General features: G+C 69.2%; 22 protein-coding genes. 11 read left to right on the top strand and 11 right to left on the bottom strand.

What is annotated here, in order from left to right:
• The first annotated feature begins 205 nt into the window (after window positions 1-205).
• Together rpsU and AC3RCE_RS07730 are read left to right on the top strand one after the other, a co-directional pair.
• The gene (gene rpsU, locus AC3RCE_RS07735) at window positions 206-418 is read left to right on the top strand and encodes a 30S ribosomal protein S21 (RefSeq protein WP_005799779.1); all 213 of its coding nucleotides are present in this window, start codon (window positions 206-208) and stop codon (window positions 416-418) included.
• Window positions 419-638: 220 nt separating this feature from the next.
• Window positions 639-1,085, top strand: coding sequence for a GatB/YqeY domain-containing protein (locus AC3RCE_RS07730; protein ID WP_218293854.1), 447 nt, complete (start codon window positions 639-641; stop codon window positions 1,083-1,085).
• Window positions 1,086-1,206: 121 nt separating this feature from the next.
• Here the strand turns inward: AC3RCE_RS07730 and AC3RCE_RS07725 are convergent, their stop codons facing one another.
• Window positions 1,207-2,220: a zinc-dependent alcohol dehydrogenase family protein gene (locus tag AC3RCE_RS07725; protein ID WP_492254855.1), complete on the bottom strand. Its 1,014-nt coding sequence runs from the start codon at window positions 2,218-2,220 to the stop codon at window positions 1,207-1,209.
• Window positions 2,221-2,319: 99 nt separating this feature from the next.
• Here AC3RCE_RS07725 and AC3RCE_RS07720 point away from each other — a divergent pair, with 99 nt between their 5' ends.
• Entirely contained in the window at window positions 2,320-3,243 is a 924-nt protein-coding gene (locus AC3RCE_RS07720; protein ID WP_218340616.1) for a LysR substrate-binding domain-containing protein, read from the top strand.
• Window positions 3,244-3,322: 79 nt separating this feature from the next.
• Here the strand turns inward: AC3RCE_RS07720 and AC3RCE_RS07715 are convergent, their stop codons facing one another.
• Window positions 3,323-4,252, bottom strand: a complete 930-nt coding sequence (locus AC3RCE_RS07715; protein ID WP_218293851.1) for a LysR substrate-binding domain-containing protein — start codon at window positions 4,250-4,252, stop codon at window positions 3,323-3,325.
• 125 nt (window positions 4,253-4,377) lie between these two features.
• Between AC3RCE_RS07715 and AC3RCE_RS07710 the strand changes: the two genes are divergently transcribed.
• On the top strand, window positions 4,378-5,472 hold the full coding sequence (locus tag AC3RCE_RS07710) for a tartrate dehydrogenase (protein WP_492245528.1): 1,095 nt from the start codon (window positions 4,378-4,380) through the stop codon (window positions 5,470-5,472).
• 76 nt (window positions 5,473-5,548) lie between these two features.
• Here the strand turns inward: AC3RCE_RS07710 and AC3RCE_RS07705 are convergent, their stop codons facing one another.
• Genes AC3RCE_RS07705 through AC3RCE_RS07690 form a run of 4 tightly spaced genes read right to left on the bottom strand, consistent with a single transcriptional unit; the run spans window position 5,549 to window position 7,745 of the window.
• Window positions 5,549-5,803, bottom strand: coding sequence for a hypothetical protein (locus AC3RCE_RS07705; protein WP_492254854.1), 255 nt, complete (start codon window positions 5,801-5,803; stop codon window positions 5,549-5,551).
• Window positions 5,800-6,216 (bottom strand): VOC family protein, encoded by a 417-nt coding sequence (locus tag AC3RCE_RS07700; RefSeq protein ID WP_218341908.1) that lies wholly within the window; start codon window positions 6,214-6,216, stop codon window positions 5,800-5,802. Before AC3RCE_RS07700 ends, AC3RCE_RS07705 begins: the two co-directional genes overlap by 4 nt.
• The gene (locus AC3RCE_RS07695) at window positions 6,216-6,767 is read right to left on the bottom strand and encodes a helix-turn-helix transcriptional regulator (RefSeq protein ID WP_492254853.1); all 552 of its coding nucleotides are present in this window, start codon (window positions 6,765-6,767) and stop codon (window positions 6,216-6,218) included. The genes AC3RCE_RS07700 and AC3RCE_RS07695 overlap by 1 nt, the downstream gene beginning before the upstream one ends.
• 18 nt (window positions 6,768-6,785) lie before the next feature.
• Entirely contained in the window at window positions 6,786-7,745 is a 960-nt protein-coding gene (locus AC3RCE_RS07690; RefSeq protein WP_369641877.1) for a LysR substrate-binding domain-containing protein, read from the bottom strand.
• Window positions 7,746-7,876: 131 nt separating this feature from the next.
• Here AC3RCE_RS07690 and AC3RCE_RS07685 point away from each other — a divergent pair, with 131 nt between their 5' ends.
• The 4 genes from AC3RCE_RS07685 to hpaI all read left to right on the top strand — a co-directional run bounded on the left by AC3RCE_RS07685 (window position 7,877) and on the right by hpaI (window position 12,873).
• Window positions 7,877-8,872: a Bug family tripartite tricarboxylate transporter substrate binding protein gene (locus tag AC3RCE_RS07685; RefSeq protein WP_218341911.1), complete on the top strand. Its 996-nt coding sequence runs from the start codon at window positions 7,877-7,879 to the stop codon at window positions 8,870-8,872.
• Window positions 8,873-8,915: 43 nt separating this feature from the next.
• Window positions 8,916-10,463, top strand: a complete 1,548-nt coding sequence (locus tag AC3RCE_RS07680) for a UxaA family hydrolase (RefSeq protein ID WP_255591975.1) — start codon at window positions 8,916-8,918, stop codon at window positions 10,461-10,463.
• 71 nt (window positions 10,464-10,534) lie between these two features.
• A complete protein-coding gene (locus tag AC3RCE_RS07675) occupies window positions 10,535-12,004 on the top strand; it encodes an NAD-dependent succinate-semialdehyde dehydrogenase (RefSeq protein ID WP_492245525.1) in 1,470 nt (489 codons plus the stop codon).
• A gap of 59 nt (window positions 12,005-12,063) precedes the next feature.
• A complete protein-coding gene (gene hpaI / locus AC3RCE_RS07670) occupies window positions 12,064-12,873 on the top strand; it encodes a 4-hydroxy-2-oxoheptanedioate aldolase (protein ID WP_218341899.1) in 810 nt (269 codons plus the stop codon).
• 18 nt (window positions 12,874-12,891) lie between these two features.
• Here hpaI and AC3RCE_RS07665 read toward each other — a convergent pair whose 3' ends face one another.
• Both AC3RCE_RS07665 and pmbA read right to left on the bottom strand, forming a co-directional pair.
• Window positions 12,892-13,914: a saccharopine dehydrogenase NADP-binding domain-containing protein gene (locus tag AC3RCE_RS07665; protein ID WP_492254852.1), complete on the bottom strand. Its 1,023-nt coding sequence runs from the start codon at window positions 13,912-13,914 to the stop codon at window positions 12,892-12,894.
• Window positions 13,915-14,191: 277 nt separating this feature from the next.
• The gene (gene pmbA, locus AC3RCE_RS07660) at window positions 14,192-15,637 is read right to left on the bottom strand and encodes a metalloprotease PmbA (protein WP_492254851.1); all 1,446 of its coding nucleotides are present in this window, start codon (window positions 15,635-15,637) and stop codon (window positions 14,192-14,194) included.
• 64 nt (window positions 15,638-15,701) lie between these two features.
• Here pmbA and yjgA point away from each other — a divergent pair, with 64 nt between their 5' ends.
• Both yjgA and mog read left to right on the top strand, forming a co-directional pair.
• A complete protein-coding gene (gene yjgA / locus AC3RCE_RS07655) occupies window positions 15,702-16,364 on the top strand; it encodes a ribosome biogenesis factor YjgA (RefSeq protein ID WP_218293840.1) in 663 nt (220 codons plus the stop codon).
• Window positions 16,357-16,959 (top strand): molybdopterin adenylyltransferase, encoded by a 603-nt coding sequence (mog, locus tag AC3RCE_RS07650; RefSeq protein ID WP_218293839.1) that lies wholly within the window; start codon window positions 16,357-16,359, stop codon window positions 16,957-16,959. The genes yjgA and mog overlap by 8 nt, the downstream gene beginning before the upstream one ends.
• 106 nt (window positions 16,960-17,065) lie before the next feature.
• Here the strand turns inward: mog and cysE are convergent, their stop codons facing one another.
• Entirely contained in the window at window positions 17,066-17,845 is a 780-nt protein-coding gene (gene cysE / locus AC3RCE_RS07645; RefSeq protein ID WP_218341902.1) for a serine O-acetyltransferase, read from the bottom strand.
• A gap of 36 nt (window positions 17,846-17,881) precedes the next feature.
• Window positions 17,882-18,694 carry an RNA methyltransferase gene (locus AC3RCE_RS07640; protein WP_492254850.1) on the bottom strand — a complete coding sequence of 271 codons (813 nt, stop codon included), beginning with the start codon at window positions 18,692-18,694 and terminating at the stop codon, window positions 17,882-17,884.
• Window positions 18,695-18,902: 208 nt separating this feature from the next.
• Between AC3RCE_RS07640 and AC3RCE_RS07635 the strand changes: the two genes are divergently transcribed.
• Complete coding sequence (locus AC3RCE_RS07635; RefSeq protein ID WP_492245522.1) at window positions 18,903-19,859, top strand: inositol monophosphatase family protein; 957 nt, start codon at window positions 18,903-18,905, stop codon at window positions 19,857-19,859.
• 36 nt (window positions 19,860-19,895) lie between these two features.
• Here the strand turns inward: AC3RCE_RS07635 and AC3RCE_RS07630 are convergent, their stop codons facing one another.
• Window positions 19,896-21,026 carry a response regulator gene (locus tag AC3RCE_RS07630; RefSeq protein WP_492245521.1) on the bottom strand — a complete coding sequence of 377 codons (1,131 nt, stop codon included), beginning with the start codon at window positions 21,024-21,026 and terminating at the stop codon, window positions 19,896-19,898.
• Window positions 21,027-21,047: the final 21 nt, after the last annotated feature.

The raw sequence follows: 21,047 nt of genomic DNA, 5'->3' as shown, positions 1-21,047 counted from the left end.
TGGCGGGACCCCGCCACCCGTGCCGCGAGAGGGGGGAAGCACGAAGCACCCCAAGGCGGAACCCGCTTCAGCTATAATCTCCGGCTTTGCTGGCAATGCCCCGTCGGCCAAATACTAGTTACAGACGGGGAAACCGCCACGCACGGTCTTGAGGCCCGATCTCCCCAAGACCCTCTGCGGGCAACATTTTGGAAACCATTAGCTAATGACTACGATCCGCGTAAAAGAAAACGAACCCTTTGACGTCGCCCTGCGCCGCTTCAAGCGCACCATTGAAAAGCTCGGCCTGCTGACCGACCTGCGCGCCCGCGAGTTCTACGAGAAGCCCACCGCCGAGCGCAAGCGCAAGAAGGCAGCCGCCGTGAAGCGCCACTACAAGCGCGTTCGCAGCATGCAACTGCCCAAGAAGATGTACTGATGGATCTTCGGCCCCAAGCCTTCTTGCTTGGGTCCCAGAACCCGCGCTAGGGACGCCAAGCGCGGGTTTTTGCTTTTCCGGGCTTGCACAAAGCCCCTCTGGCGTCGTTGCAGCGCCTTGCCGTAGCAAGAAGACTACTGTCTGCGGCGCTGCGCCTGGCCAGAGGGGCTTTGTGCAAACCCTCCGTCCCTGTCTGAAACCCCATAAAAAGGAAGCCATCATGAGCCTCAAGGACCAGATCACCGAAGACATGAAGACCGCCATGCGCGCCAAGGACAGCGAGCGCCTGGGCACCATCCGCCTGCTGCAGGCCGCGATGAAGCAAAGGGAAGTGGACGAGCGCATCGTGCTGGACGATGCGGCCGTGGTCGCCATCGTGGACAAGCTCATCAAGCAGCGCAAGGACTCGATCACCGCCTTCGAGGGCGCGGGCCGCCAGGACCTGGCCGACAAGGAGAAGGCAGAGATGGCCGTGCTGCAGGCCTACCTGCCCGAGCGCATGTCGGCCGACGAGACCCTGGCCGCCGTCAAGGCCATCGTGGCCGAGCTGGGCGCCGCGGGCCCGGGCGACATGGGCAAGGTCATGGGCGTGGTCAAGACCCGCCTGGCCGGCAAGGCCGACATGGGCCAGGTGTCCGCCGCCGTCAAGGCCGCGCTCGCCGGCTGACCGCCCGCCTCGCCGCCCGGCGATTTACTATCAATTCAATAGCTGCCAGCGCTTGATCGACAAGCGCCGGTGGCTATTTTTACTTGAAATATCGCATCCACGCGCTCCTTGGCGCACCCGCTCAGAAGCGCACCACCACCTTGCCGAACGCGCCGCGCTGCAGGTGCGCGAAAGCAGCCGGCGCTTCGTCGGCGCCATACTCGCCCGCGATCACCGGCTTCAGCCCGGTGGCATCCACCGCGCGCACCAGGTCCTCCAGCGCGCGGCGGTGGCCCACACCAATGCCCTGCACGGTGGCCCGCCCCAGCAGGAAGCTGTAGACCGACGCACTCACCGTGTCGCCGGCCAGGGTGCCGATGACCGACACGCGCCCGCCGTGGCGCAGCGCCTGCATCGACCGGCCCAGGTTGGGGCCGCCCACCGTCTCCAGCACATGGTCGGCGCCCTGCCCCCCGGTCAGCGCCCGCACCTGCGCGGGCCAGTCGGCCTCGCGCGCCAGCGCATGGGCGGCGCCCAGGGCGAGCACCTGTTCGCGCTTGCCCGCATCGCCCGAGACCACGATGGGCACGGCCCCGTGCTGGCGGGCGATCTGCACGCCGAACAGTGCCACGCCGCCGGTGCCATGGATGAGCACGGCCTGCCCGGCGCGCACGTGGCCGGTCTCCACCAGCGCGAACCAGGCCGTGAGCCCGGCGATGGGCAGGGTGCTCGCGGCGGCGGCGCCCAGCGTGGCCGGCGCGGCCACCGCCCAGTCCGCCTCCAGCAGCACGTGCGAGGCCAGCACGCCCGGCCCCGGCGCGCCCAGGGCCACGGCAGCGGCAGGGCGCTCGCCCTCCAGCCAGCCGCCCCAGAAGGTGCTCAGCACCCGGTCACCGGGGCGCCAGCGGGTGATGCCCGCGCCCACGGCCAACACCGTGCCGGCCAGGTCCGAGGCGGGGGTGAACGGAAATTCCAGCGGCATGCCCATGCCGTCCTGCGCCATCAGCAGGTCGCGGTAGTTGAGGGCCACGGCCTCGGTGCGCACCAGGATCTGGCTCGGCCCGGGCGCGGGCATGGGCGCCTCGGTGCGCTCCAGGTGGGCGAGGCCGAAGCGGGGCAGTTGCCAGCGCTGGAGGGTGGCGGGTGTGTCGTGCATCGTCGAGTTCCAGGGAAAGAAAGAGATTTCGATGCTATTGGCGCTTCATGGATGCCAGTTGTTCTTGTTTTTCCCATGACTGGATAGCAAAATTCTCCAATGAACGAACGTTTGCAGGGAATCGAGGCCTTCGTGGCGGCCGTGGAGGCCGGCAGCTTCGCGCTGGCGGCGGCGCGGCTGCACCGCACCCGCTCGGCGGTGGGCAAGGGCATTGCGCGGCTGGAACAGCGGCTCGGGGTGCGGCTGTTCCACCGCACCACGCGCAGCCAGAGCCTGACCGACGACGGACAGGCTTACTACGAACGCTGCCGCCGCGCGCTGGCCGAACTCGACGCGGCCGATGCCGCCGTGGAGGCCGGCCGCCACGAGCCCGTGGGCACCCTGCGCATGAGCATGCCGGCGCTGTTCGGCCGCGCCTGCGTCGCGCCCGTGCTGCTGGGCCTGGCGCGCGAGCACGCCGGCCTGCGGCTGGACCTGCACTTCAGCGACCGGCGGGTGGACCTGGTGGAAGAGCGGATCGATCTGGCCATCCGCAGCGGGGTGCTGGACGACAGCAGCACGCTCGCGGCCCGCCCGCTCGGGCACCAATGGATGGGCCTGTATGCCGCGCCGGACTACCTGGCGCGGCACGGCCGGCCGGCAAGCTGGGCGGCGCTGCAGGCCGAGGCGCCCCGCCACGCCTTCGCCAGCTACGGACGCGACGACGGGCTCAAGCCCTGGCACTACCGCGATGACGCCACGGGCGAGCCGCGCACGTTCGCGGTGCCCGCGCGCGTGCGCTGCGACAGCCTGGAAGTGGTGGCCGCCACGGCGGCGGCGGGGCTGGGCATCGCGCGGCTGCCCGAGTGGCTGGCGGCCGAGCCGGTGGCCGCCGGCACGCTGGTGAAGGTGTTCGACGAGGCGCGCCCCTTCGGCTACGAGCTGCACGCCGTCTGGCCCCAGGCGCGCGCCCTGCCACGGCGCACGCGCGTCGTCATCGACGCGCTGGCCGCGCAGCTGCCCGCGCTGCTCGGGACCCGTTGAACGGCGGGCGCGGGCCGCCGTGGGGCGGCACTGGCAGCGGCGCCCGGGCCGCGCCGGTCCATGGCAACCCCGGCCGGCCTCAGGCCGTCCCGGGCATGCCCTGCAGGCGCCCCGCTTCCTGGCGGAAGTACACCTCCAGAAACTCCACGCACACCCGCACCTTGGCCGAGCGGTCCAGCCGCGTGGGGTACACGGCCCACACGTTGGCCTCCTGCCGCCAGTCGGGCAGCACCTGCACCAGCCTTCCCGCACGCAGGTGCGCCCCCACGTCCCACAGCGAGCGCAGCACGATGCCGCGCCCGTCCACAGCCCACTGCACCGCCATCTCGCCGTTGTTGGCCGACAGCGGGCCGCGTACCTTCACCGTCTCGTCCACCGCGCCGCTGCGCAGCCGCCACACGCCGAACGGGTGGTCGCGCTCCTTGATCACCAGGCAGTCGTGGCTGGACAGCTCCGCCAGCGCGCGCGGCGTGCCGTGGCGCGCCAGGTAGGCGGGCGCCGCGCACAGCACGCGGTGGTTGTCCGCCAGGCGGCGGGCGATCAGGTGCGGCGCGATCTCGTCGCCCACGCGCACGTCCAGGTCGAACCCTTCGCCGGCCACGTCCACCAGCCGGTCGAACACTTCCAGCCGCACCTGCAGGCCGGGGTGCTGCTCCACCAGCCGCGACAGCGCGGGCGCCACGATCTGGCGGCCAAAGCCAAAGCTGCTGCTCACCCGCAGCTGACCACGCGGCTCGCGCCGGGTGATGGCCACCTCCTGCAGCAACTGATCCATGTCGTCCAGGATGCGCTGCGCCCAGTGGAAGACACGCTCGCCCTCCTCCGTCACGGCCACGCGCCGCGTGGTGCGGTGCAGGAGCTTCACGGCCAGCTCCTGCTCCAGCAGGCGGATGCGCTTGCTCACGTACGCGGGCGAGGTGCCCAGCTCCGCCGCCGCGTCGCCAAAACTCGATTTGCGCACCACCACGGTGAACACGCGCAGGTCGTCGGTGGCCGGATTTTTATGCACGATGTGTGAAGAATATGAGCACAGTTGCCGGATTGTATTTTTTGCCGCACTGCCAAACAATCCGTGCTGATTCCCCCTGGCTTTCTTTTCCCTTCTTTCTCTTCCCCAGGCACCAAGGACCCCGAATGAGCACCAACACCCCCTACAAGATCGCCGTCATCCCCGGCGACGGCATTGGCAAGGAAGTCATGCCCGAAGGCCTGCGCGCGGTGCAGGCCGCCGCCCAGCGCTTCGGCATCCCGCTGGAGACCACCACCATCGACTGGGCCAGCTGCGACTACTACGCCGCCCACGGAAAAATGATGCCCGACGACTGGAAAGCCCAGCTCTCGGGCATGGACGCGATCTTCTTCGGCGCCGTCGGCTGGCCCGCCACCGTGCCCGACCACGTCTCGCTGTGGGGGTCGCTGCTCAAGTTCCGCCGCGAATTCGACCAGTACATCAACCTGCGCCCCGTGCGCCTTTTCGAGGGCGTGCCGTGCCCGCTGGCGGGCAGGAAGCCCGGCGACATCGACTACTACGTGGTGCGCGAGAACACCGAGGGCGAGTACACCTCGCTCGGCGGCATCATGTACGAAGGCACCGACCGCGAGATCGTGATCCAGGAATCGGTCTACTCGCGCCACGGCGCCAACCGCCTGCTGAAGTTCGCGTTCGACCTGGCCCAGAGCCGCCCGCGCAAGCACGTGACCCTGGCCACCAAGAGCAACGGCATCGCCATCAGCATGCCCTGGTGGGACCAGCGCGCCGAGGAAGTCGCCAAGGCCTACCCCGAGATCACGCTGGACAAGCAGCACATCGACATCCTCACCGCGCGCTTCGTGCTGCAGCCCGGGCGCTTCGACGTGGTGGCCGCCACCAACCTGTTCGGCGACATCCTCTCCGACCTGGGCCCCGCCACCACGGGCACCATCGGCCTGGCGCCCTCGGCCAACCTGAACCCCGAGCGCACGTTCCCCAGCCTGTTCGAGCCCGTGCACGGCTCGGCGCCGGACATCTACGGCAAGAACATCGCCAACCCCATCGCGATGATCTGGTCGGGCGCGCTGATGCTGGACTTCCTCACCCAGGGCCAGGGCGCGGGGCGGCAGGCGCACGATGCGATCGTGGCGGCCATCGAGGAGGTCCTGCGCAGCGGGCCGCGCACGCCGGACCTGGGCGGCTCGGCCGACACCACGCAGGTGGGCGCGGCCATCGCGGCGCTGGTTTCCAAGGGGTAGGCCCTCGCCCCGCGCCCCCGGGGCGCGTGCCCTCGCACGGCATTTGCGCCGGGCCGCGCGCAGTGCCGGCGTGGGTTCACACGGGCGGCGGAGCCTGCCGTGCCCCTGCAGAAGAAGACCACCACGCCCCGAACCGCTGGAGGCCGGGCTGCGCCAGCAGGTACAGCCCTGTCAGCAGCAGCAGGCCCAGAGGGGGCAGCGGCGCATAGGTCACCCAGGGCGGCGGGCTGCCCTCCCGCAGGGCCATCGCCGCGAAATTCGCGACGACGGCCAGCGTGAAGGCCATCGACACCCAGCGGTGAAACCGCCGCACGCCCTGGCCCCGGCTCATTGCGGGCCTCCCGCGGCCTGGATCATCTTCCAGCCGTTGCCCGCCGGGTCGCGGAACCCCGCATCCACCTGGCCGAACCGGTCCACCGGCTCCTGGGTGAACTCCACGCCCTGGGCGCGCATGTGCGCGTATGCGGCGCGGCAGTCGCGCACATGCAGGACCAGCGGCGGCATCGCCCCCTTGGCCACCATGGCGCGCAACGCCTGGGCCGTGGCCTCGTCGTGCATCGGCGGCCCCGGCGTGAACAGCCCGAGCTGAAACGCCGGCTGCTCGGGGTGCTGCACCGTCAGCCACCGGTAGGCACCATTGCGCACGTCCGTGTGGACGCGGAATCCGAGCTTGTCGACATAGAACGCCAGGGCTTCGTCCTGGTCGTTGACATACACACCCACCACACCGATACCTTGGCTCATCACATCTCCTTGGTTGAGGGCCGGTTTGTACCCTCCGCCAGGCGGCGGCGCTTCTCCGAAACTGCGGTGGCAAGGTCCGGGCGCTGCGCGGCCTTCAGAAAACAGGCGGGCACGCTGCCCAGCTGCTGCGCCTCGCGCCGGGCGTCGATGCGCAGGGTGCTCGGGCTTTTTCCGGTGACGTCCCGGAACGTGCGGCCGAAAGTGCCCAGGCTTTCCCAGCCGGTGGCATAGGCGATCTCGGTGATGGGAAGGTCCGTGTCCCGCAGCAGCGTGGTCGCCTGCTCGATGCGCCGGGTGAGCAAATAGCGGTGCGGCGGAATGCCGAAGGCCTGCCGGAACGAGCGCGCGAAATGGGCGTCGGAGACGCCGCTGACCCGGGCCAGCCGCTTCACCGGCCACGCTTCGTGCGAGGCGGCGTCCATGTGGTCCTTCGCCCGCAGCAGGCGGCGCAGCAGGGCCGGGTCCTGCTGCGCGCCGGTCCCGTCCGGCCTGGACGGCAGGTCGGCGGGGTCTTCGCGCGGGGGAATGAGATCCGGAGTCACGGGCGGCATGAGGGCAGCATATCGCCTTCACCGCGGCCGCCGCGTTCCCTTTCCCTGGATGCCCGCGGCCACCTCCCGCAAGCATTCCACCAGCAATCCCGTGGTGGGTGTGGGCCTTTGCCCGCGCAGCGTGATCAGCCCCACGGGAGGCAGGTCCACCGGCACGGGCAGCGCAAGCACGGCCACCAGCCCCTGCGCGGCGTAATGCCGGCCCACCGTGCGCGCCATGAAGGCCACGGCGCCGCGCTGCTGGACGAAGCTGATCTGCGACAGGAAGGACGCCGATTCGATGATGTCCTGCGGCGGGTGCAGGCCGTGCGCGAAGAACTGCTGTTCCAGCTTCACCCGCAGCGACGCCCAGGGCGGGGGCAGCACGCACGGCTGCGCGGCCACCTCGGCCCACCCGACCTTGCGCTTGCGGGCCAGGGGGTGCGTGGGGTGCGCCACGGCCACCATGGGGTCGCCATACAGGGCCTCGGTCTCCAGGTCGGGCGAGGCATAGCCGGGCTCCAGGCGGCCCACGAACAGGTCCAGCTCGCCCAGGCGCAGCTTGGGCAGCAGGCGCGTGAGGTCCCCTTCGTCGATCAGCACCGTGGTGCGGCGGGACCGCGCCTTGAGCAGCTCCACCGCCTGCGCCAGCAGCACCGGCGTGGCCGCCACCATGGCCCCCACGCTGGTGCGGCCCACGGCACCACTGGCCTCGGCGGCGATTTCGTCGCGCGTGCGGTCATACCCCGCCAGCACCGAACGGGCGAAGCGCACCACGCTCGCGCCCGCGGCCGTGGGCTCGGTGCCGCGCGTGGAGCGCTCGAACAGCGGCAGGCCGAACATGCGCTCGATCTCGGCCAGCGTCTTGGAGACCGCCGGCTGCGTGACCGACAGGAACTCCGCCGCGCGGCCCAGGTGGCGGAACTGGTCGAGCGCCACGAGCATCTGCAGGTGGCGCAGCTTGAGGTTGGAGCGCAGTACGCGGTCGATCTTGGCCATCGTGGTCTTCTTTCTGGCGGGCTCGATACATTACTTCAAGGCAATGAAGCCAGTCCATATCTTCATTGGATTGTTATGCACCGGTTCTGAACAATGGCGGCTCCCGACCCCACAAACAACAGGAGACAGGCATGCACAACACCCCCCGCATCGCAAGGCGCCAGTTCGTGCTGGGCGCATTGAGCGCCAGCGCACTGACGGCCACCCCGTCCGGCAGCCTCTTCGCCCAGGCCTGGCCCGAGCGCCCCCTCACCTTCATCTGCCCCTGGCCCGCGGGCGGCACGGCCGACCAGTCGATGCGCGCGCTGTGCGCGGTGGCGGGCCGGGTGCTGGGCCAGAGCATCGCGGTGGAAAACAAGGTGGGCGCGTCCGGCATGATCGGCGCCAAGGCGCTGGCCTCGGCCAGGCCCGACGGCTACACCGTCGGCCAGATCCCGATCTCGGTCACGCGCTTCTCGCAGCTGGGCACGCTGCAGGCCGACCCGCGCAAGGACTTCACCTACCTCGCGCGCACCTCGGGCCAGACCTTCGGCATCGCCGTGCCCGCCAGCTCGCCGTTCAAGACGCTCAAGGACTTCGTGCAGCACGCCAAGGCCCACCCCGGCAAGGTGACCTATGCCCATGCCGGCGTGGGCGGCGCCACGCATGTGGGCATGGAGGAGTTCGCGGGCGCCGCGGGCATCCAGCTCAACCACGTGCCCTACAAGGGCGGCGCCGAGGCGCTGCAGGGCGTGCTGGGCGGCCACGTGGACGCGCTCGCCGACTCCAGCTCGTGGGCGCCGCATGTGGAGGCCGGCAAGCTGCGCCTGCTGGCCACCTGGGGCGAGCAGCGCACGGCCCGCTTCAAGGAGGTCCCGACGCTGCGCGAATCCGGCTATGACGTGGTGGTGGACGCTCCCAACGGCATCGGCGCGCCCCGGGGCCTGGACCCCGCCATCGCCGCCCGGCTGCGTGAAGCCTTCAAGCAGGCCGTGGCCAGCCCCGAATTCAAGGCCGTGGCCGACAAGCTCGACGCGCCGCTGCTGTACCTGGACGGCCCTGACTACGAAAAGTACGTGAACACGGTCTACGCCAAGGAGACCGTGCTCATCGAAAAACTCAAGCTGCGAGAGCTGATGCGCAGTTGAGCCCCGCAGCCACCAGAATCACACCCCCACCACAAGGCCCACGATGAACGCCCCCACGGCCCCCGGCCTGCTCGCCAGCCCGCTGCTGCACTTGCACCCCCACGACAACGTGCTCGTCGCCAAGACGGCGCTGGCGCTGGGGCAGGAAATTCCCGAACTCGGCGTGCGCACGCGCGCCCAGGTGCCCGCGGGCCACAAGATCGCCGCGCGCCGCATCGCCGAGGGCGAGCAGGTCAAGAAGTACGACACCGTGATCGGCGTCGCCACGCGCGACCTGGAGCCCGGCGACTACGTGCACAGCCACAACCTGCGGCTGGTGGAGCACTACCGCGACCCGGCGTTTGGCGCCGACGTGCGGCCCGTGGCGTACGTGCCCGAGGGCGAGCGCGCCACCTTCCAGGGCTTCGTGCGCGCGGACGGCGGCGTGGGAACGCGCAACTTCATCGGCATTCTGTCGTCGGTGAACTGCTCGGCCACCGTGATCAAGAACATCGCCGCGCACTTCACGCCCGAGCGCCTGGCCGACTTTCCACACGTGGACGGCGTGGCCGCCTTCGCGCAGACCAGCGGCTGCGGCATGTCCTCGCCCAGCGAGCACTTCGACGTGCTGCGCCGCACGCTGGCGGGCTATGCGCGCCACCCCAACCTGGCGGGCGTGCTCATCGTGGGCCTGGGCTGCGAGCGCAACCAGGTCGCCTCCCTGGTGGAGTCGCAAGGGCTGCAGGAAGGCAAGCTCATGCGCACGCTGGTGATGCAGGACGTGGGCGGAACGCGCGCCACCATCGCGGCGGGCATCGCCGCCATCGAGGAGATGCTGCCCATCGCCAACCAGGCGCGGCGCAGCACCGTGAGCGCGAGCCACCTCAAGATCGGACTGGAATGCGGCGGCTCGGACGGTTTCTCGGGCATCACCGCCAACCCCGCGCTGGGCGCGGCCATGGACATCCTGGTGCGCCACGGCGGCACGGCCATCCTGTCGGAAACGCCCGAGATCCACGGCGTGGAGTTCATGCTCACGCGCCGCGCCATCAGCCCCGCCGTGGGCCAGAAGCTGCTGGACCGCCTGGCCTGGTGGGAACGCTACACCGCGGGCCAGAACGCCCAGTTCAACGGCGTGGTGGGCCATGGCAACCAGGCCGGCGGCCTGGCCAACATCTTCGAGAAGTCGCTGGGCTCGGCCATGAAGGGCGGCACCACGCCGCTGCGCGCGGTGTACGAATACGCCGAACCCATCACCGAGCATGGCTTCGTGTTCATGGACTCGCCCGGCTACGACCCCGTGGCCTCCACCGGCCAGATCGCCAGCGGCGCGCAGCTCATCTGCTTCACCACGGGGCGCGGCTCCATGTTCGGCAGCAAGCCCGCGCCCACCATCAAGCTGGCCAGCAACACGCCCATGTACCAGCGCCTCGAAGAGGACATGGACATCAACTGCGGCGTGATCGTGGACGGCGAATGCAGCGTGCCCGAGATGGGCCGGAAGATCTTCGAGCAGATCCTGCGCCACGCGAGCGGCGAGGCCACCAAGAGCGAGGCCCTGGGCCTGGGCGACCACGAGTTCGTGCCCTGGCACCTGGGCATCGTGTCCTGAGAATTTGCTCCCAAAAACATAGCATCCTGCGCTTGTTGAACAAGCGCTTTCGGCCTATTTCATTGAAAACCATGCCCCTGACCCTCACCCGCCCCGCGCTGATCCGCAGCGCCAACTTCATCGGTGGCGAATGGACCGTGGCCACCGGCGCCCGGCTTGACGTGACCGACCCCGCCACCGGCGACACCATCGCTTGCGTGCCGGACTCCGGCGCTGGCGATGCGCTGGCGGCCCTGGACGCGGCCCACGCCGCATTTCCCGCCTGGCGCAAGGTGCCCGCCAAGCAGCGCGCCGCCATCATCAAGCGCTGGAACGACCTCGTGCTGGCCCACCAGGACGACCTGGGCAAGCTCATCTCGCGCGAGCAGGGCAAGCCCCTGGCCGAGGGCAAGGGCGAAGTGGCCTACGCCGCCAGCTACATCGAATGGTTCGCCGAAGAGGCCACGCGCATGAACGGCGAGGTCATCCCCGCGCCTGTGCCGGGCCGGCGCATGTTCGCCCTGCGCGAGCCCGTGGGCGTGGTGGCCGCCATCACGCCGTGGAACTTCCCGGCCGCGATGATCGCGCGCAAGATCGCCCCGGCCCTGGCCGCCGGCTGCACCGTGGTCTGCAAGCCCGCCGAGGACACGCCGCTGACCTCTCTGGCCCTGGTGCTGCTCGCGCACGAGGCCGGCGTGCCGCCGGGGGTGCTCAACATCGTCACCGCCTCGCGCGAGAAGACGCCCGAGGTGGTGGACGTGTGGCTCGACGACAGCCGCGTGCGCAAGATCACCTTCACGGGCTCCACCCCCGTGGGCAAGCACCTGGCGCGGCGCAGCGCGGAGACGCTCAAGAAACTCTCTCTCGAACTCGGCGGCAACGCGCCCTTCATCGTGTTCGAGGACGCCGACGTCGGCGCCGCCGTGGACGGCTTCATGGCCGCCAAGTTCAGGAACGGCGGCCAGACCTGCGTGTGCCCCAACCGCGTGTTCGTGCAGCGCCGCGTGTTCGAGGCGTTCGCCCACCAGCTCGCGGCGCGCGTGGCGGCGCTGCAGGTCGGCCCGGCCAGCGACCCGGCCTCGCAGATCGGCCCCATGATCAACGGCCGCGCCGTGCAGAAGATCGAGCGCCACGTGAATGACGCGGTGGCCAAGGGGGCGAGGGTGCTCACGGGTGGCAGGCGCCTGGCCGAGCTGGGCGCCACCTACTACGCGCCCACCGTGCTCACCGGCGCCGACGCCACCATGGCCTGCGCCTGCGAAGAGACCTTCGGCCCCGTGGCGCCGCTGACCGTGTTCGACACCGAAGAGGAAGTGATCGCCGCCGCCAACGACACGCCCTTCGGGCTGGCCGCGTACTTCTACAGCCAGGACGTGCGCCGCATCTGGCGCGTGGCCGATGCGCTGGAGACGGGCATCGTGGGCATCAACGAGGGGGCGCTGGCGGCGGAGGCCGCGCCGTTTGGCGGCGTGAAGGAGTCGGGCTACGGCCGCGAAGGCTCCACGCACGGCCTCGACGACTACCTGCACACCAAGTACGTCTGCCAGGGCGGGCTCGATTGACCCGCAGCTTTCGCGCGGCGCCGCATGCGGCGCCCAGCTCCCCTCCCACAAGGAATCCCATGCCCGCACACAACCCCTTCAAGGCCGCGCTCGCCGGCCGCCATCCGCAAATCGGCCTGTGGCTCTCCATGGCCGACCCGTACCTGGCGGAAGCCGCCGCCACCTGCGGCTACGACTGGCTCTTGATCGACGGCGAGCACGCGCCCAATGACGTGCGCAGCACCCTGGCCGCGCTGCAGTCGGTGGCCGCCCACCCGTCCCAGCCGGTGGTGCGCGTGGTGGAAGGCAGCACGGCCCTGATCAAGCAGATGCTGGACATCGGCGCCACGACCCTGCTCGTGCCCATGGTGGACACCGCCGAACAGGCACGGGGCATCGTGGCGGCCACGCGCTACCCGCCGCTGGGCATCCGGGGCGTGGGCAGCGCCGTGGGCCGCGCGTCGCAGTGGAGCGCCCGCACCGACTACCTGAACATCGCGGACGACGAAGTGTGCCTGCTGGTGCAGGCCGAGACCACCACGGCGCTGGCCAACCTCGGCGCCATCTGCGCCGTGGACGGCGTGCATGGCGTGTTCATCGGCCCGGCCGACCTCGCCGCCTCCATGGGCCACCGGGGCAACCCCGGCCACCCCGAGGTGCAGGCGGCCATCGAAGGCGCCATGCGAACCATCATCGCCAGCGGCAAGGCCGCGGGCACCCTCACCTCCGACCCCACGCTGGCGCAGCGCTACCTCGACCTGGGCTGCACCTTCGTGGCCGTGGGCGTGGATGTGCTGATGTTCGCCAACGCGGCACGCAGGCTGCGGGCCCACTTCGGCGGCAGCGGGCCGAAGGCGCCGCCCGGCGGCGGCGCGGCGGCCGCCTATTGAGCCCGGCCTGTCTTCGCCTCAGCGCGGCAGCGCGTCGCCGAAGACCTCCAGGGCCCGGCCGTGCAGCGAGCGCAGCGTGTCCGCAGGGTCCACGGCCTGCCCCAGGGCCAGCGCTCCGCTGCGCTGGAACGACGGTGCCATCAGGCGCTGCGCCGCCTCGATCACCAGGGGCGCCGTCACGGCATAGATGTCCTGCCCGCGCACGCGCGCCGTGCGGGCCTGCCCGTTCTGCACAAGCCGCACCGCCAGCTCGAAGCGCTGCGCCGACCGGCCGCTGCCGTCCACCGCCGTGGGCGGCGGCGTCGCCGCATCGCGGATGTCCGCGAGCGCCGAGCGGTTCAGGAACGAACGGATCGTGTCGGCCCGCAGATGGTGCACGAGCGTGATCGTTTCGCTGAACGGCAGCTCCACCATCGGATACGTCCCGAGCGGCGGCGCGAAGGTCCAGTCCGGCACATCGGACGACGGGACCAGGGGCACCAGGGCACCGCCCTGGACCACCTGGCGCGGCGCCTTGTTGCGCTCGCCCGTCTCGCGGGTGCCCACGGTGGGCCACCAGCGGTCCAGCCCCATGGCCACCGTGATCTCGTCAATGCGCCCCGCCGAGGCCAGCGCGCTGGCCAGCAGATCGGCCAGCCCTCCATAGAAGCCGGCGGCCGGCATCACCACCCGCCTGGCGGCCCGCGCTGGCGCATCCAGGTCGGCAAAGCTCGCCTGCGCGCTGGGCTGCTCCGCCGTGACGTCGATGTAGTGGCAGCCGGCCCGCAGCGCGGCCCGCGCCACCGGGGGCGCGGTGTCAAGGAAAGGACCCGCGCAGTTGATGACCACCGCGCAGCCCGCGAAGGCCTGCCCGAGCGCGCCGGGGTCGTCCAGGCCCGCCACGCGGCAGGCGACGCCGGAGGGAAACAACGAGCCAAGCCGGGCGGCACTGCGCCCCACCGCCACCACGGGCAGGCCGCGCAGCCGGGCCTCGCGAACGACAAACTGGCCGGTGTGGCCCGTGGCGCCGTAGACGGCGATGGACTGTAGAGGGGAATGCATGGTGACCTTTCAAGAAATAGATACAGACCTGTATGTTCTTAATACTACATACAGGTCTGTATCATGTCAACATACAATGATGCCGGCGTGTGTCCCGTCGATGGACGCGCACGGCCGCGCGGCCCGGTGCGGCCCGGTGCGGCCCGGTGCGGCCCGGTGCGGCCCGGTGCGGTCCGGTGCGGCCCGGTGTTCAGGGGCCGAATGCAAAAAGGCCCTCGCCATGGCGAGGGCCCTTGTTTGCCGGAAGTTGCCCTGAACGGGCCCGTCCGCCGTCCGCTCAGCTGCCTGCGACCTTCATGCGGTTCACGAGGATGGAGCCCACGGTCTTGGCGCCATAGTTGTAGGCATCGGCGCCCACGGCCTCGATGCCCTTGAGCATGTCCTTGAGGTTGCCCGCGATGGTGATCTCGTGCACGGGGTAGGCAATCTTGCCGTTCTCGACCCAGAAACCGCTCGCACCGCGCGAGTAGTCGCCCGTCACGTAGTTCACGCCCTGGCCCATGAGCTCGACCACGAAGAGGCCCGTGCCCAGCTTCTGCAGCATGGCGTCCAGGTTGTCGCTGGCCTGGGTGAGGCGCGATGTCATCACTAGGTTGTGCGAGCCGCCCGCGTTGCCCGTGGTCTTCATGCCCAGCTTGCGCGCCGAGTAGCTGGACAGGAAATAGCCCTGCACGCGCCCGCCCTGCACCACCTTGCGCGGCGCCACGCGCACGCCCTCCTCGTCGAACGGCGAGCTGCCCTTGCCGCGCAGGATGAAGGGATCTTCCAGAATGTCGATGTGCTTGGGAAACACCATCTTGCCCAGCGAGTCGAGCAGGAAGCTGCTCTTGCGGTACAGCGAGCCGCCGCTCACGGCCTGCACGAAGCCGCCCAGCAGGCCGGCGGCCAGGGTGGATTCGAACAGCACGGGGCATTGGGTGGTGGGGATCTTGCGTGACCCGAGACGGCTCAATGCGCGCTGCGCGGCGTACCGGCCCACGGCCTCGGGCGAGGCCAGTTCGGTGGCGTCGCGCATGGAGCTGTACCAGGCGTCGCGCTGCATCTCTGCGTTGCGGCCGGGCAGCGAGGCGATGGGCGCCACCGAGAAGCTGTGGCGCGAGCTGGCATAGCCGCCGCGAAAGCCGCGTGTGTGGGCGCTGAAGAAATGGCTTTGCTGCGCCGACACGCCCGCGCCTTCGCTGTTGGTGATGCGGCGGTGGGTCTTGAGCGCGGCGGCCTCGCAGGCCTTGGCGATTTCAGCGGCCTCTTCGCTCGTGAGGGCCCAGGGGTGGAACAGGTCCAGGTCGCGGTGTGTGTCGGCCGGGGCGATGTCATCGGCGTCCGGCAGGCCTGCCATGGGATCTTCGGCCGTGAAACGGGCGATGTCGTAGGCTGCCTGCACGGTCTGCTCGATGGCCTTGTTCGAGAAATCGGAAGTGCTGGCGTTGCCACGGCGTTTGCCAAGGTACACGGTCACGCCCAGGGATTTATCGCGGTTGCGCTCCACGTTCTCCAGTTCGCCCTTGCGCACACTGACCGACAGGCCGCAGCCCTCGGACGCCTCGGCGCCCGCGTCGGTGGCGCCGAGCTTTTTGGCATGGGCCAGGGCGCGGTCGACCAGTTCCTCGAAGAAGGGGCGGCTGTAGCTGAAACCGCTGTCGGGGGTGGCGCGGGAAGTGGCAGGGGCTTGCGCGGCGGGCGGGGCGCTTTGGAGGCGCGCGGCGCGGGTGGAGGGTTTATTCATAGCGGAAGCTATGATACTTGCCGCTGTGGCGCGCTCTGCGCCGCTTCTCTTTTTGCCCCCACCCATGTCACGCAAACCCAAAAAAGGCTACTTTGTGCGAGGCCAGTTCGTTGCCGAAGGCAGCGAAATGGACATTCAGCTCAAGGCCGAACTCAAAGGCACGCCCGATGCCAGCCGCACCGACCTCAAGCGCGAAAGCGACGAACTGCAGGAGCTGGGCAAGGAACTGCTGACGCTGCGCGCCGACCTGTTCGACGCCGTGGGCCTGCCCGACAAGCTGGTGGACGCACTGGCCGAGGCCAAGCGCATCACCAATTTCGAGGGCAAGCGCCGCCAGATGCAGTACGTGGGCAAGATCATGCGCAAGCTCGAACCCGAGCTGGTGCAGGCGGCCCGCCAGGCGCTGCAGGAGCAGCACAAGGGCTCGGCCACCGAAAAGATGCAGCTGCACCTGGCCGAACACTGGCGCGACCGCCTGATCGCCGACGACGAGGCGCTGGCCCCCTGGATGGCCGAACACCCAGGCACCGACACCCAGCAGCTGCGCGCGCTGATCCGCCAGGCGCGCAAGGATGCGCCCCCCGCCGACAAGGCCGCCGTGTCGCAAGGCCTGGCCCCACGCAAGGGCCGCGCCTACCGCGAACTGTTCCAGCTGGTGCGCGAGCACCTGGGCGGCACGGGCACGGACGACGCCAGCGGCATCGACGAGGACGACGGCGATGAGTGAGGCCCGACACGACCCGGTGAAGGTCGGCATCGTCTCCATCAGCGACCGCGCCAGCTCCGGGGTCTATGAAGACAAGGGCCTGCCCGCGCTGCAGGACTGGCTCGCGCGCGCCCTGCTCAACCCCATCGCCTTTGAATCGCGCCTGATCCCCGACGAGCAGGACGGCATCAGCGCCGCGCTGATCGAGCTGGTCAACGCAGGCTGTTGCCTGGTGCTGACCACCGGCGGCACCGGCCCCGCCCCGCGCGATGTGACGCCCGAGGCCACGCTGGCCGTGGCGCACAAGGAGATGCCGGGCTTTGGCGAGCAGATGCGCCAGATCAGCCTGAAGTTCGTGCCCACCGCCATCCTGTCGCGCCAGGTGGCCGTGGTGCGCGACCAGAGCCTCATCATCAACCTGCCCGGCCAGCCCAAGGCGATTGCCGAGACGCTGGAAGGCCTGAAGGACGCCGACGGCAAGCAGATCGTGCCCGGCATCTTTGCCGCCGTGCCGTACTGCGTGGACCTGATTGGCGGCCCGTATCTGGAAACGCGCGACGAAGTCTGCAAGGCGTTCCGGCCCAAGAACGCGGTGCGAGCGCCTCGCCCGGCCTGATTTCTCACGGCTCAAAGCAAAAATAGCTGCCAGCGCTTATTCAACAAGCGCTGGCAGCTATAATTTTTATAGCATTCTGATTCTTGAATGCAGCGCAGGCAAGCCGCTACTTGCCCACCAGCTCGTTGAGCTTGCCCGCCTCGAACTGCTCCTTGAGCGCCGCATCACACGGCACGCAGTCCTTGTTCTGCGGGTTGGCGGACAGTTTCTCGATGGCCTGCCACAGCAGCGCGATCTGGTGCTCCTGCGACGAGGCGTTGTCGATCAGCCCGCGCATGGCCTGCGAGAGGGGGTCGTCCTCCTGCGTGATGCCATAGGCCGTGAACTTGCGGGCCTGCTGGGGTTCGGTCACGTCGGCGCTTTCGCCCGCCTTGGACGGAATGATGCGCGCCGGGATGCCCACCGCCGTGGCGCCCGGGGGCACCGGCTTGATGACCACGGCGTTGCTGCCGATCTTGGCGCCGTCACCCACCTCGAAGCCGCCGAGCACCTTGGCCCCCGCGCTCACCACCACGTCCTTGCCCAGCGTGGGATGGCGCTTGGCGCCCTTGTAGAGCGAGGTGCCGCCCAGCGTGACGCCCTGGTAGATGGTGCAGCCGTCGCCGATCTCGGCGGTCTCGCCCACCACCACGCCCATGGCGTGGTCGAAGAACACGCGCTCGCCGATCCTGGCCCCGGGGTGGATCTCGATGCCGGTGAACCAGCGCGCGAAGTGCGAGATGAAGCGCCCGAACCATTTCAGGCCGTGGTGCCAGCACCAGTGCGCCGGCCGGTGCAGCCAGATCGCGTGCAGGCCCGGATAACAGGTGACCACCTCCCACGTGCTGCGCGCGGCAGGATCGCGGTCGAGGATGCACTGGATATCGGAGCGCAGGCGGGCGAGCATCGGTTCTTTTCGTTATGTGTTTATGGGCTGCACAGTCTATCGTTTTGACTGGCTCGCCTCGATCATGGCCTTGGCGACACCTCGCAGGATGTGGATTTCCTCGGGGCTGAGCTGCGCGCGGTTGAAAAGCTGGTTAAGGCGGGGCATGAGCTTCTTGGGCGCGGCGGGGTCCAGGAAGCCGATGGTGGTGAGCGCCTGCTCCCAATGGCCCAGCATGCCCGCCACCTGGGTGGCGTCGGCCAGGGCGCGGGCGGGCGTGGCATCCTGCACCGGGAACCCGCCCAGCGCCATGCGCCATTCGTAGGCAATCACCTGAATGGCCGCGCCCAGATTGAGCGAGCCAAAGCCGGGATTGGTGGGGATGGACAGCGCCACGTGGCAGCGGTAGACGTCTTCGTTGGTCATGCCAAAACGCTCGGAGCCAAACAGAAAGGCCACGCCTGCCTGGCGGCCCGCCACCGATGCGGTGGGTGCCGATTCCTCAATGTTGTGGGTGTTTTTGGCCTCCAGCGCCTTTCCGTCAAGCGCTGATAGCTCATTTTTTAATAGCAAATCGAAATGCGCACGGGGTGCTGCCGTGGGCGGCCCGAAGTCGCGCGGGGTCATGGCCGTGGCGCACAGGTGGCTCATGCCGTCCAGGGCCTCGTCCAGCGTGGCGACGATGCGGGCGTTCTCCAGCACGTCCAGGGCGCCGCTGGCGCGCTGGATGGTCTCCTCGCGCCGCAGCACGTTGGCCCAGCGCGGGGCCACCAGCACCAGGTCGTCAAAACCCATGGTTTTCATGGCGCGGGCGGCGGCGCCCACATTGCCGGCGTGGCTGGTGTTGATCAGGACAAAACGGGTCTTCATGGCAGCGGAAAAGGAGGGTGTGCGGGGCACGAACAGGACAGGCGAAGCGTGGAAGCGGTGCGGACAAAGGCCCGCGGGTTAGGCAAAAAATGGCACTCCGGGTAAAATCCCGCCCTCATTGTCGCCGCCCGCATCGCCGGGACGGATCGCACCGCTCCTGATTCGCAGGCTGCCCCTTCGGCGGGCGCCCTGCCCACCACCACAATCTATGTCGTCCAATCTGCACCCCATGCTCAACGTGGCCATCAAGGCCGCACGCGCCGCCGGCGCCATCATCAACCGCGCGGCCCTGGACGTGGAATCGGTGCGGATCTCGCAAAAGCAGATCAACGACTTCGTGACCGAAGTGGACCACGCGTCCGAGAAGATCATCATCGAGACGCTGCTCACGGCCTACCCCGGCCACGGCATCCTGGCCGAGGAGTCGGGCAGCGAATACGGCGCCAAGGATTCGGAATTCGTCTGGATCATCGACCCGCTGGACGGCACCACCAACTTCATCCACGGCTTTCCCGTGTACTGCGTCAGCATCGCGCTGGCTGTGCGCGGCAAGGTCGAGCAGGCGGTCATCTACGACCCCTCGCGCAACGACCTGTTCACGGCCACCAAGGGCCGCGGCGCCTACCTGAACGAGCGCCGCATCCGCGTCTCCAAGCGCACCCAGCTCAAGGACTGCCTGATCTCCACGGGCTTCCCCTTCCGCCCGGGCGACAACTTCAAGAGCTACCTGAACATGATGGCCGACGTGATGCAGCGCACCGCCGGCCTGCGCCGCCCCGGCGCCGCCGCCCTGGACCTGGCCTACGTGGCCGCGGGCTTCACGGATGGCTTCTTCGAGACCGGCCTGTCGATCTGGGACGTGGCCGCCGGCTCGCTGCTGGTGACCGAGGCCGGCGGCCTGGTGGGCAACTTCACGGGCGAAGCCGACTTCCTGGAGCAACGCGAATGCCTGGCCGGCAACCCCCGCATCTACGGCCAGCTGGTGCCCATCCTGGGCAAGTACAGCAAGTTTGCGAGCGCGGGTGACAAGGCGGCCGTGCGCCAGGCGGCTGCGGCAGACGCACCCGTCAGCGCTGAAGCCGAGGCTGCAGCCGATGTGGAGTCCGACACCACGGGTGCCGCCCCACAGGCCGACGCCCCCAAGAGCGAAGACGCACCGTTCTGATGTATGCCTGAGCACCGTCCCCTATCGGGACTGTGCTCAGTTCGGGTCGGGGTATTTCTGGGCAATGCTGCGGAAATCTTCCGCAATGTCCACGAACGCATCCACCATGTCGGGGTCGAAATGCGTGCCCTTGCCCCGCACGATGGTGTTGCACGCCTGGTCGTGCGAGAACGCGGGCTTGTAGACCCGTTTGCTGATGAGCGCGTCGTACACGTCGGCCACCGCCATGAGGCGCGCCGACACCGGAATGGCATCCCCCGCCAGCCCCTGCGGGTAGCCCGAGCCATCCCACTTTTCCTGGTGGCAGTAGGCGATCTCCTTGGACACGCTCAGAAAAGCCACCCGCATGCCCAGGCGCCGCTCGGCCTCCTCAATCGCGTTGCGGCCCAGCGTGGTGTGGGTCTTCATGATCTCGAACTCTTCCACGGTGAGCTTGCCCGGCTTCAGGAGGATGCTGTCGGGGATGCCGATCTTGCCGATGTCGTGCAGCGGCGCCGACTTGTAGAGCAGCTCGATCATCCGGTCGTTGAGCACCGGCTCGAACCGCGGGTGGTGGCGCAGCCGCTCGGCCAGCGTCTTCACGTACAGCTGGGTGCGGCGGATGTGGTTGCCGGTTTCGTTGTCGCGCGTCTCGGCCAGCGAGGTCATGGCCATGATGGTCACATCCTGGATGGCCTGCACCTCCAGCGTGCGCATGGCGACCTCGCGCTCCAGGTAGGAGCTCTTGTCGCGCAGGAAATCCGCCGTGGCCTTGAGCGCCAGATGGGTGTTCACGCGCGCGAGCAGGATGGGCGGACTGATGGGCTTGGTGATGTAGTCCACCGCGCCCAGCGCCAGGCCCATGCGTTCGTCATCGGGGTCGGAGCGCGCGGTGAGGAAGATCACCGGGATGTCGCGCGTGGAGGACGCGGCCTTCAGGCGCCGGCAGACCTCGTAGCCGTCCATCTCGGGCATCATGATGTCCAGCAGGATCAGGTCGGGCGGCGTGCCCGACTGCGCGATCTTCAGGGCCTTTTCCCCATGGTTGGCCACTTTCACCAGGAAATGCTCGCGCAGCAGGCTGCCCATCAGGGTGAGGTTGTCGGGCGTGTCATCCACCACCAGCACCGTGGCGATCGGTTTTTCAACGAGAACGGCCTGCGGGGAGGCAAAGGGCGCGTTGTCCATGGAATTTCCTGCGTGTTGTGC

Source organism: Acidovorax sp. GW823-FHT05D11 (genome assembly GCF_058795695.1).
Note: the sequence above shows the minus strand (reverse complement) of the source record. Positions and strands in the feature narration are given on the sequence as shown.

Excerpts from the sequence above, each read along its gene's own strand:
- rpsU (WP_005799779.1), top strand. The coding sequence starts at position 206 with ATGACTACGATCCGCGTAAAAGAAAACGAACCCTTTGACGTCGCCCTG.
- AC3RCE_RS07730 (WP_218293854.1), top strand. The coding sequence starts at position 639 with ATGAGCCTCAAGGACCAGATCACCGAAGACATGAAGACCGCCATGCGC.
- AC3RCE_RS07725 (WP_492254855.1), bottom strand. The coding sequence starts at position 2,220 with ATGCACGACACACCCGCCACCCTCCAGCGCTGGCAACTGCCCCGCTTC.
- AC3RCE_RS07720 (WP_218340616.1), top strand. The coding sequence starts at position 2,320 with ATGAACGAACGTTTGCAGGGAATCGAGGCCTTCGTGGCGGCCGTGGAG.
- AC3RCE_RS07710 (WP_492245528.1), top strand. The coding sequence starts at position 4,378 with ATGAGCACCAACACCCCCTACAAGATCGCCGTCATCCCCGGCGACGGC.
- AC3RCE_RS07705 (WP_492254854.1), bottom strand. The coding sequence starts at position 5,803 with ATGAGCCGGGGCCAGGGCGTGCGGCGGTTTCACCGCTGGGTGTCGATG.
- AC3RCE_RS07700 (WP_218341908.1), bottom strand. The coding sequence starts at position 6,216 with ATGAGCCAAGGTATCGGTGTGGTGGGTGTGTATGTCAACGACCAGGAC.
- AC3RCE_RS07695 (WP_492254853.1), bottom strand. The coding sequence starts at position 6,767 with ATGCCGCCCGTGACTCCGGATCTCATTCCCCCGCGCGAAGACCCCGCC.
- AC3RCE_RS07690 (WP_369641877.1), bottom strand. The coding sequence starts at position 7,745 with ATGGCCAAGATCGACCGCGTACTGCGCTCCAACCTCAAGCTGCGCCAC.
- AC3RCE_RS07685 (WP_218341911.1), top strand. The coding sequence starts at position 7,877 with ATGCACAACACCCCCCGCATCGCAAGGCGCCAGTTCGTGCTGGGCGCA.
- AC3RCE_RS07680 (WP_255591975.1), top strand. The coding sequence starts at position 8,916 with ATGAACGCCCCCACGGCCCCCGGCCTGCTCGCCAGCCCGCTGCTGCAC.
- AC3RCE_RS07675 (WP_492245525.1), top strand. The coding sequence starts at position 10,535 with ATGCCCCTGACCCTCACCCGCCCCGCGCTGATCCGCAGCGCCAACTTC.
- hpaI (WP_218341899.1), top strand. The coding sequence starts at position 12,064 with ATGCCCGCACACAACCCCTTCAAGGCCGCGCTCGCCGGCCGCCATCCG.
- AC3RCE_RS07665 (WP_492254852.1), bottom strand. The coding sequence starts at position 13,914 with ATGCATTCCCCTCTACAGTCCATCGCCGTCTACGGCGCCACGGGCCAC.
- pmbA (WP_492254851.1), bottom strand. The coding sequence starts at position 15,637 with ATGAATAAACCCTCCACCCGCGCCGCGCGCCTCCAAAGCGCCCCGCCC.
- yjgA (WP_218293840.1), top strand. The coding sequence starts at position 15,702 with ATGTCACGCAAACCCAAAAAAGGCTACTTTGTGCGAGGCCAGTTCGTT.
- mog (WP_218293839.1), top strand. The coding sequence starts at position 16,357 with ATGAGTGAGGCCCGACACGACCCGGTGAAGGTCGGCATCGTCTCCATC.
- cysE (WP_218341902.1), bottom strand. The coding sequence starts at position 17,845 with ATGCTCGCCCGCCTGCGCTCCGATATCCAGTGCATCCTCGACCGCGAT.
- AC3RCE_RS07640 (WP_492254850.1), bottom strand. The coding sequence starts at position 18,694 with ATGAAGACCCGTTTTGTCCTGATCAACACCAGCCACGCCGGCAATGTG.
- AC3RCE_RS07635 (WP_492245522.1), top strand. The coding sequence starts at position 18,903 with ATGTCGTCCAATCTGCACCCCATGCTCAACGTGGCCATCAAGGCCGCA.
- AC3RCE_RS07630 (WP_492245521.1), bottom strand. The coding sequence starts at position 21,026 with ATGGACAACGCGCCCTTTGCCTCCCCGCAGGCCGTTCTCGTTGAAAAA.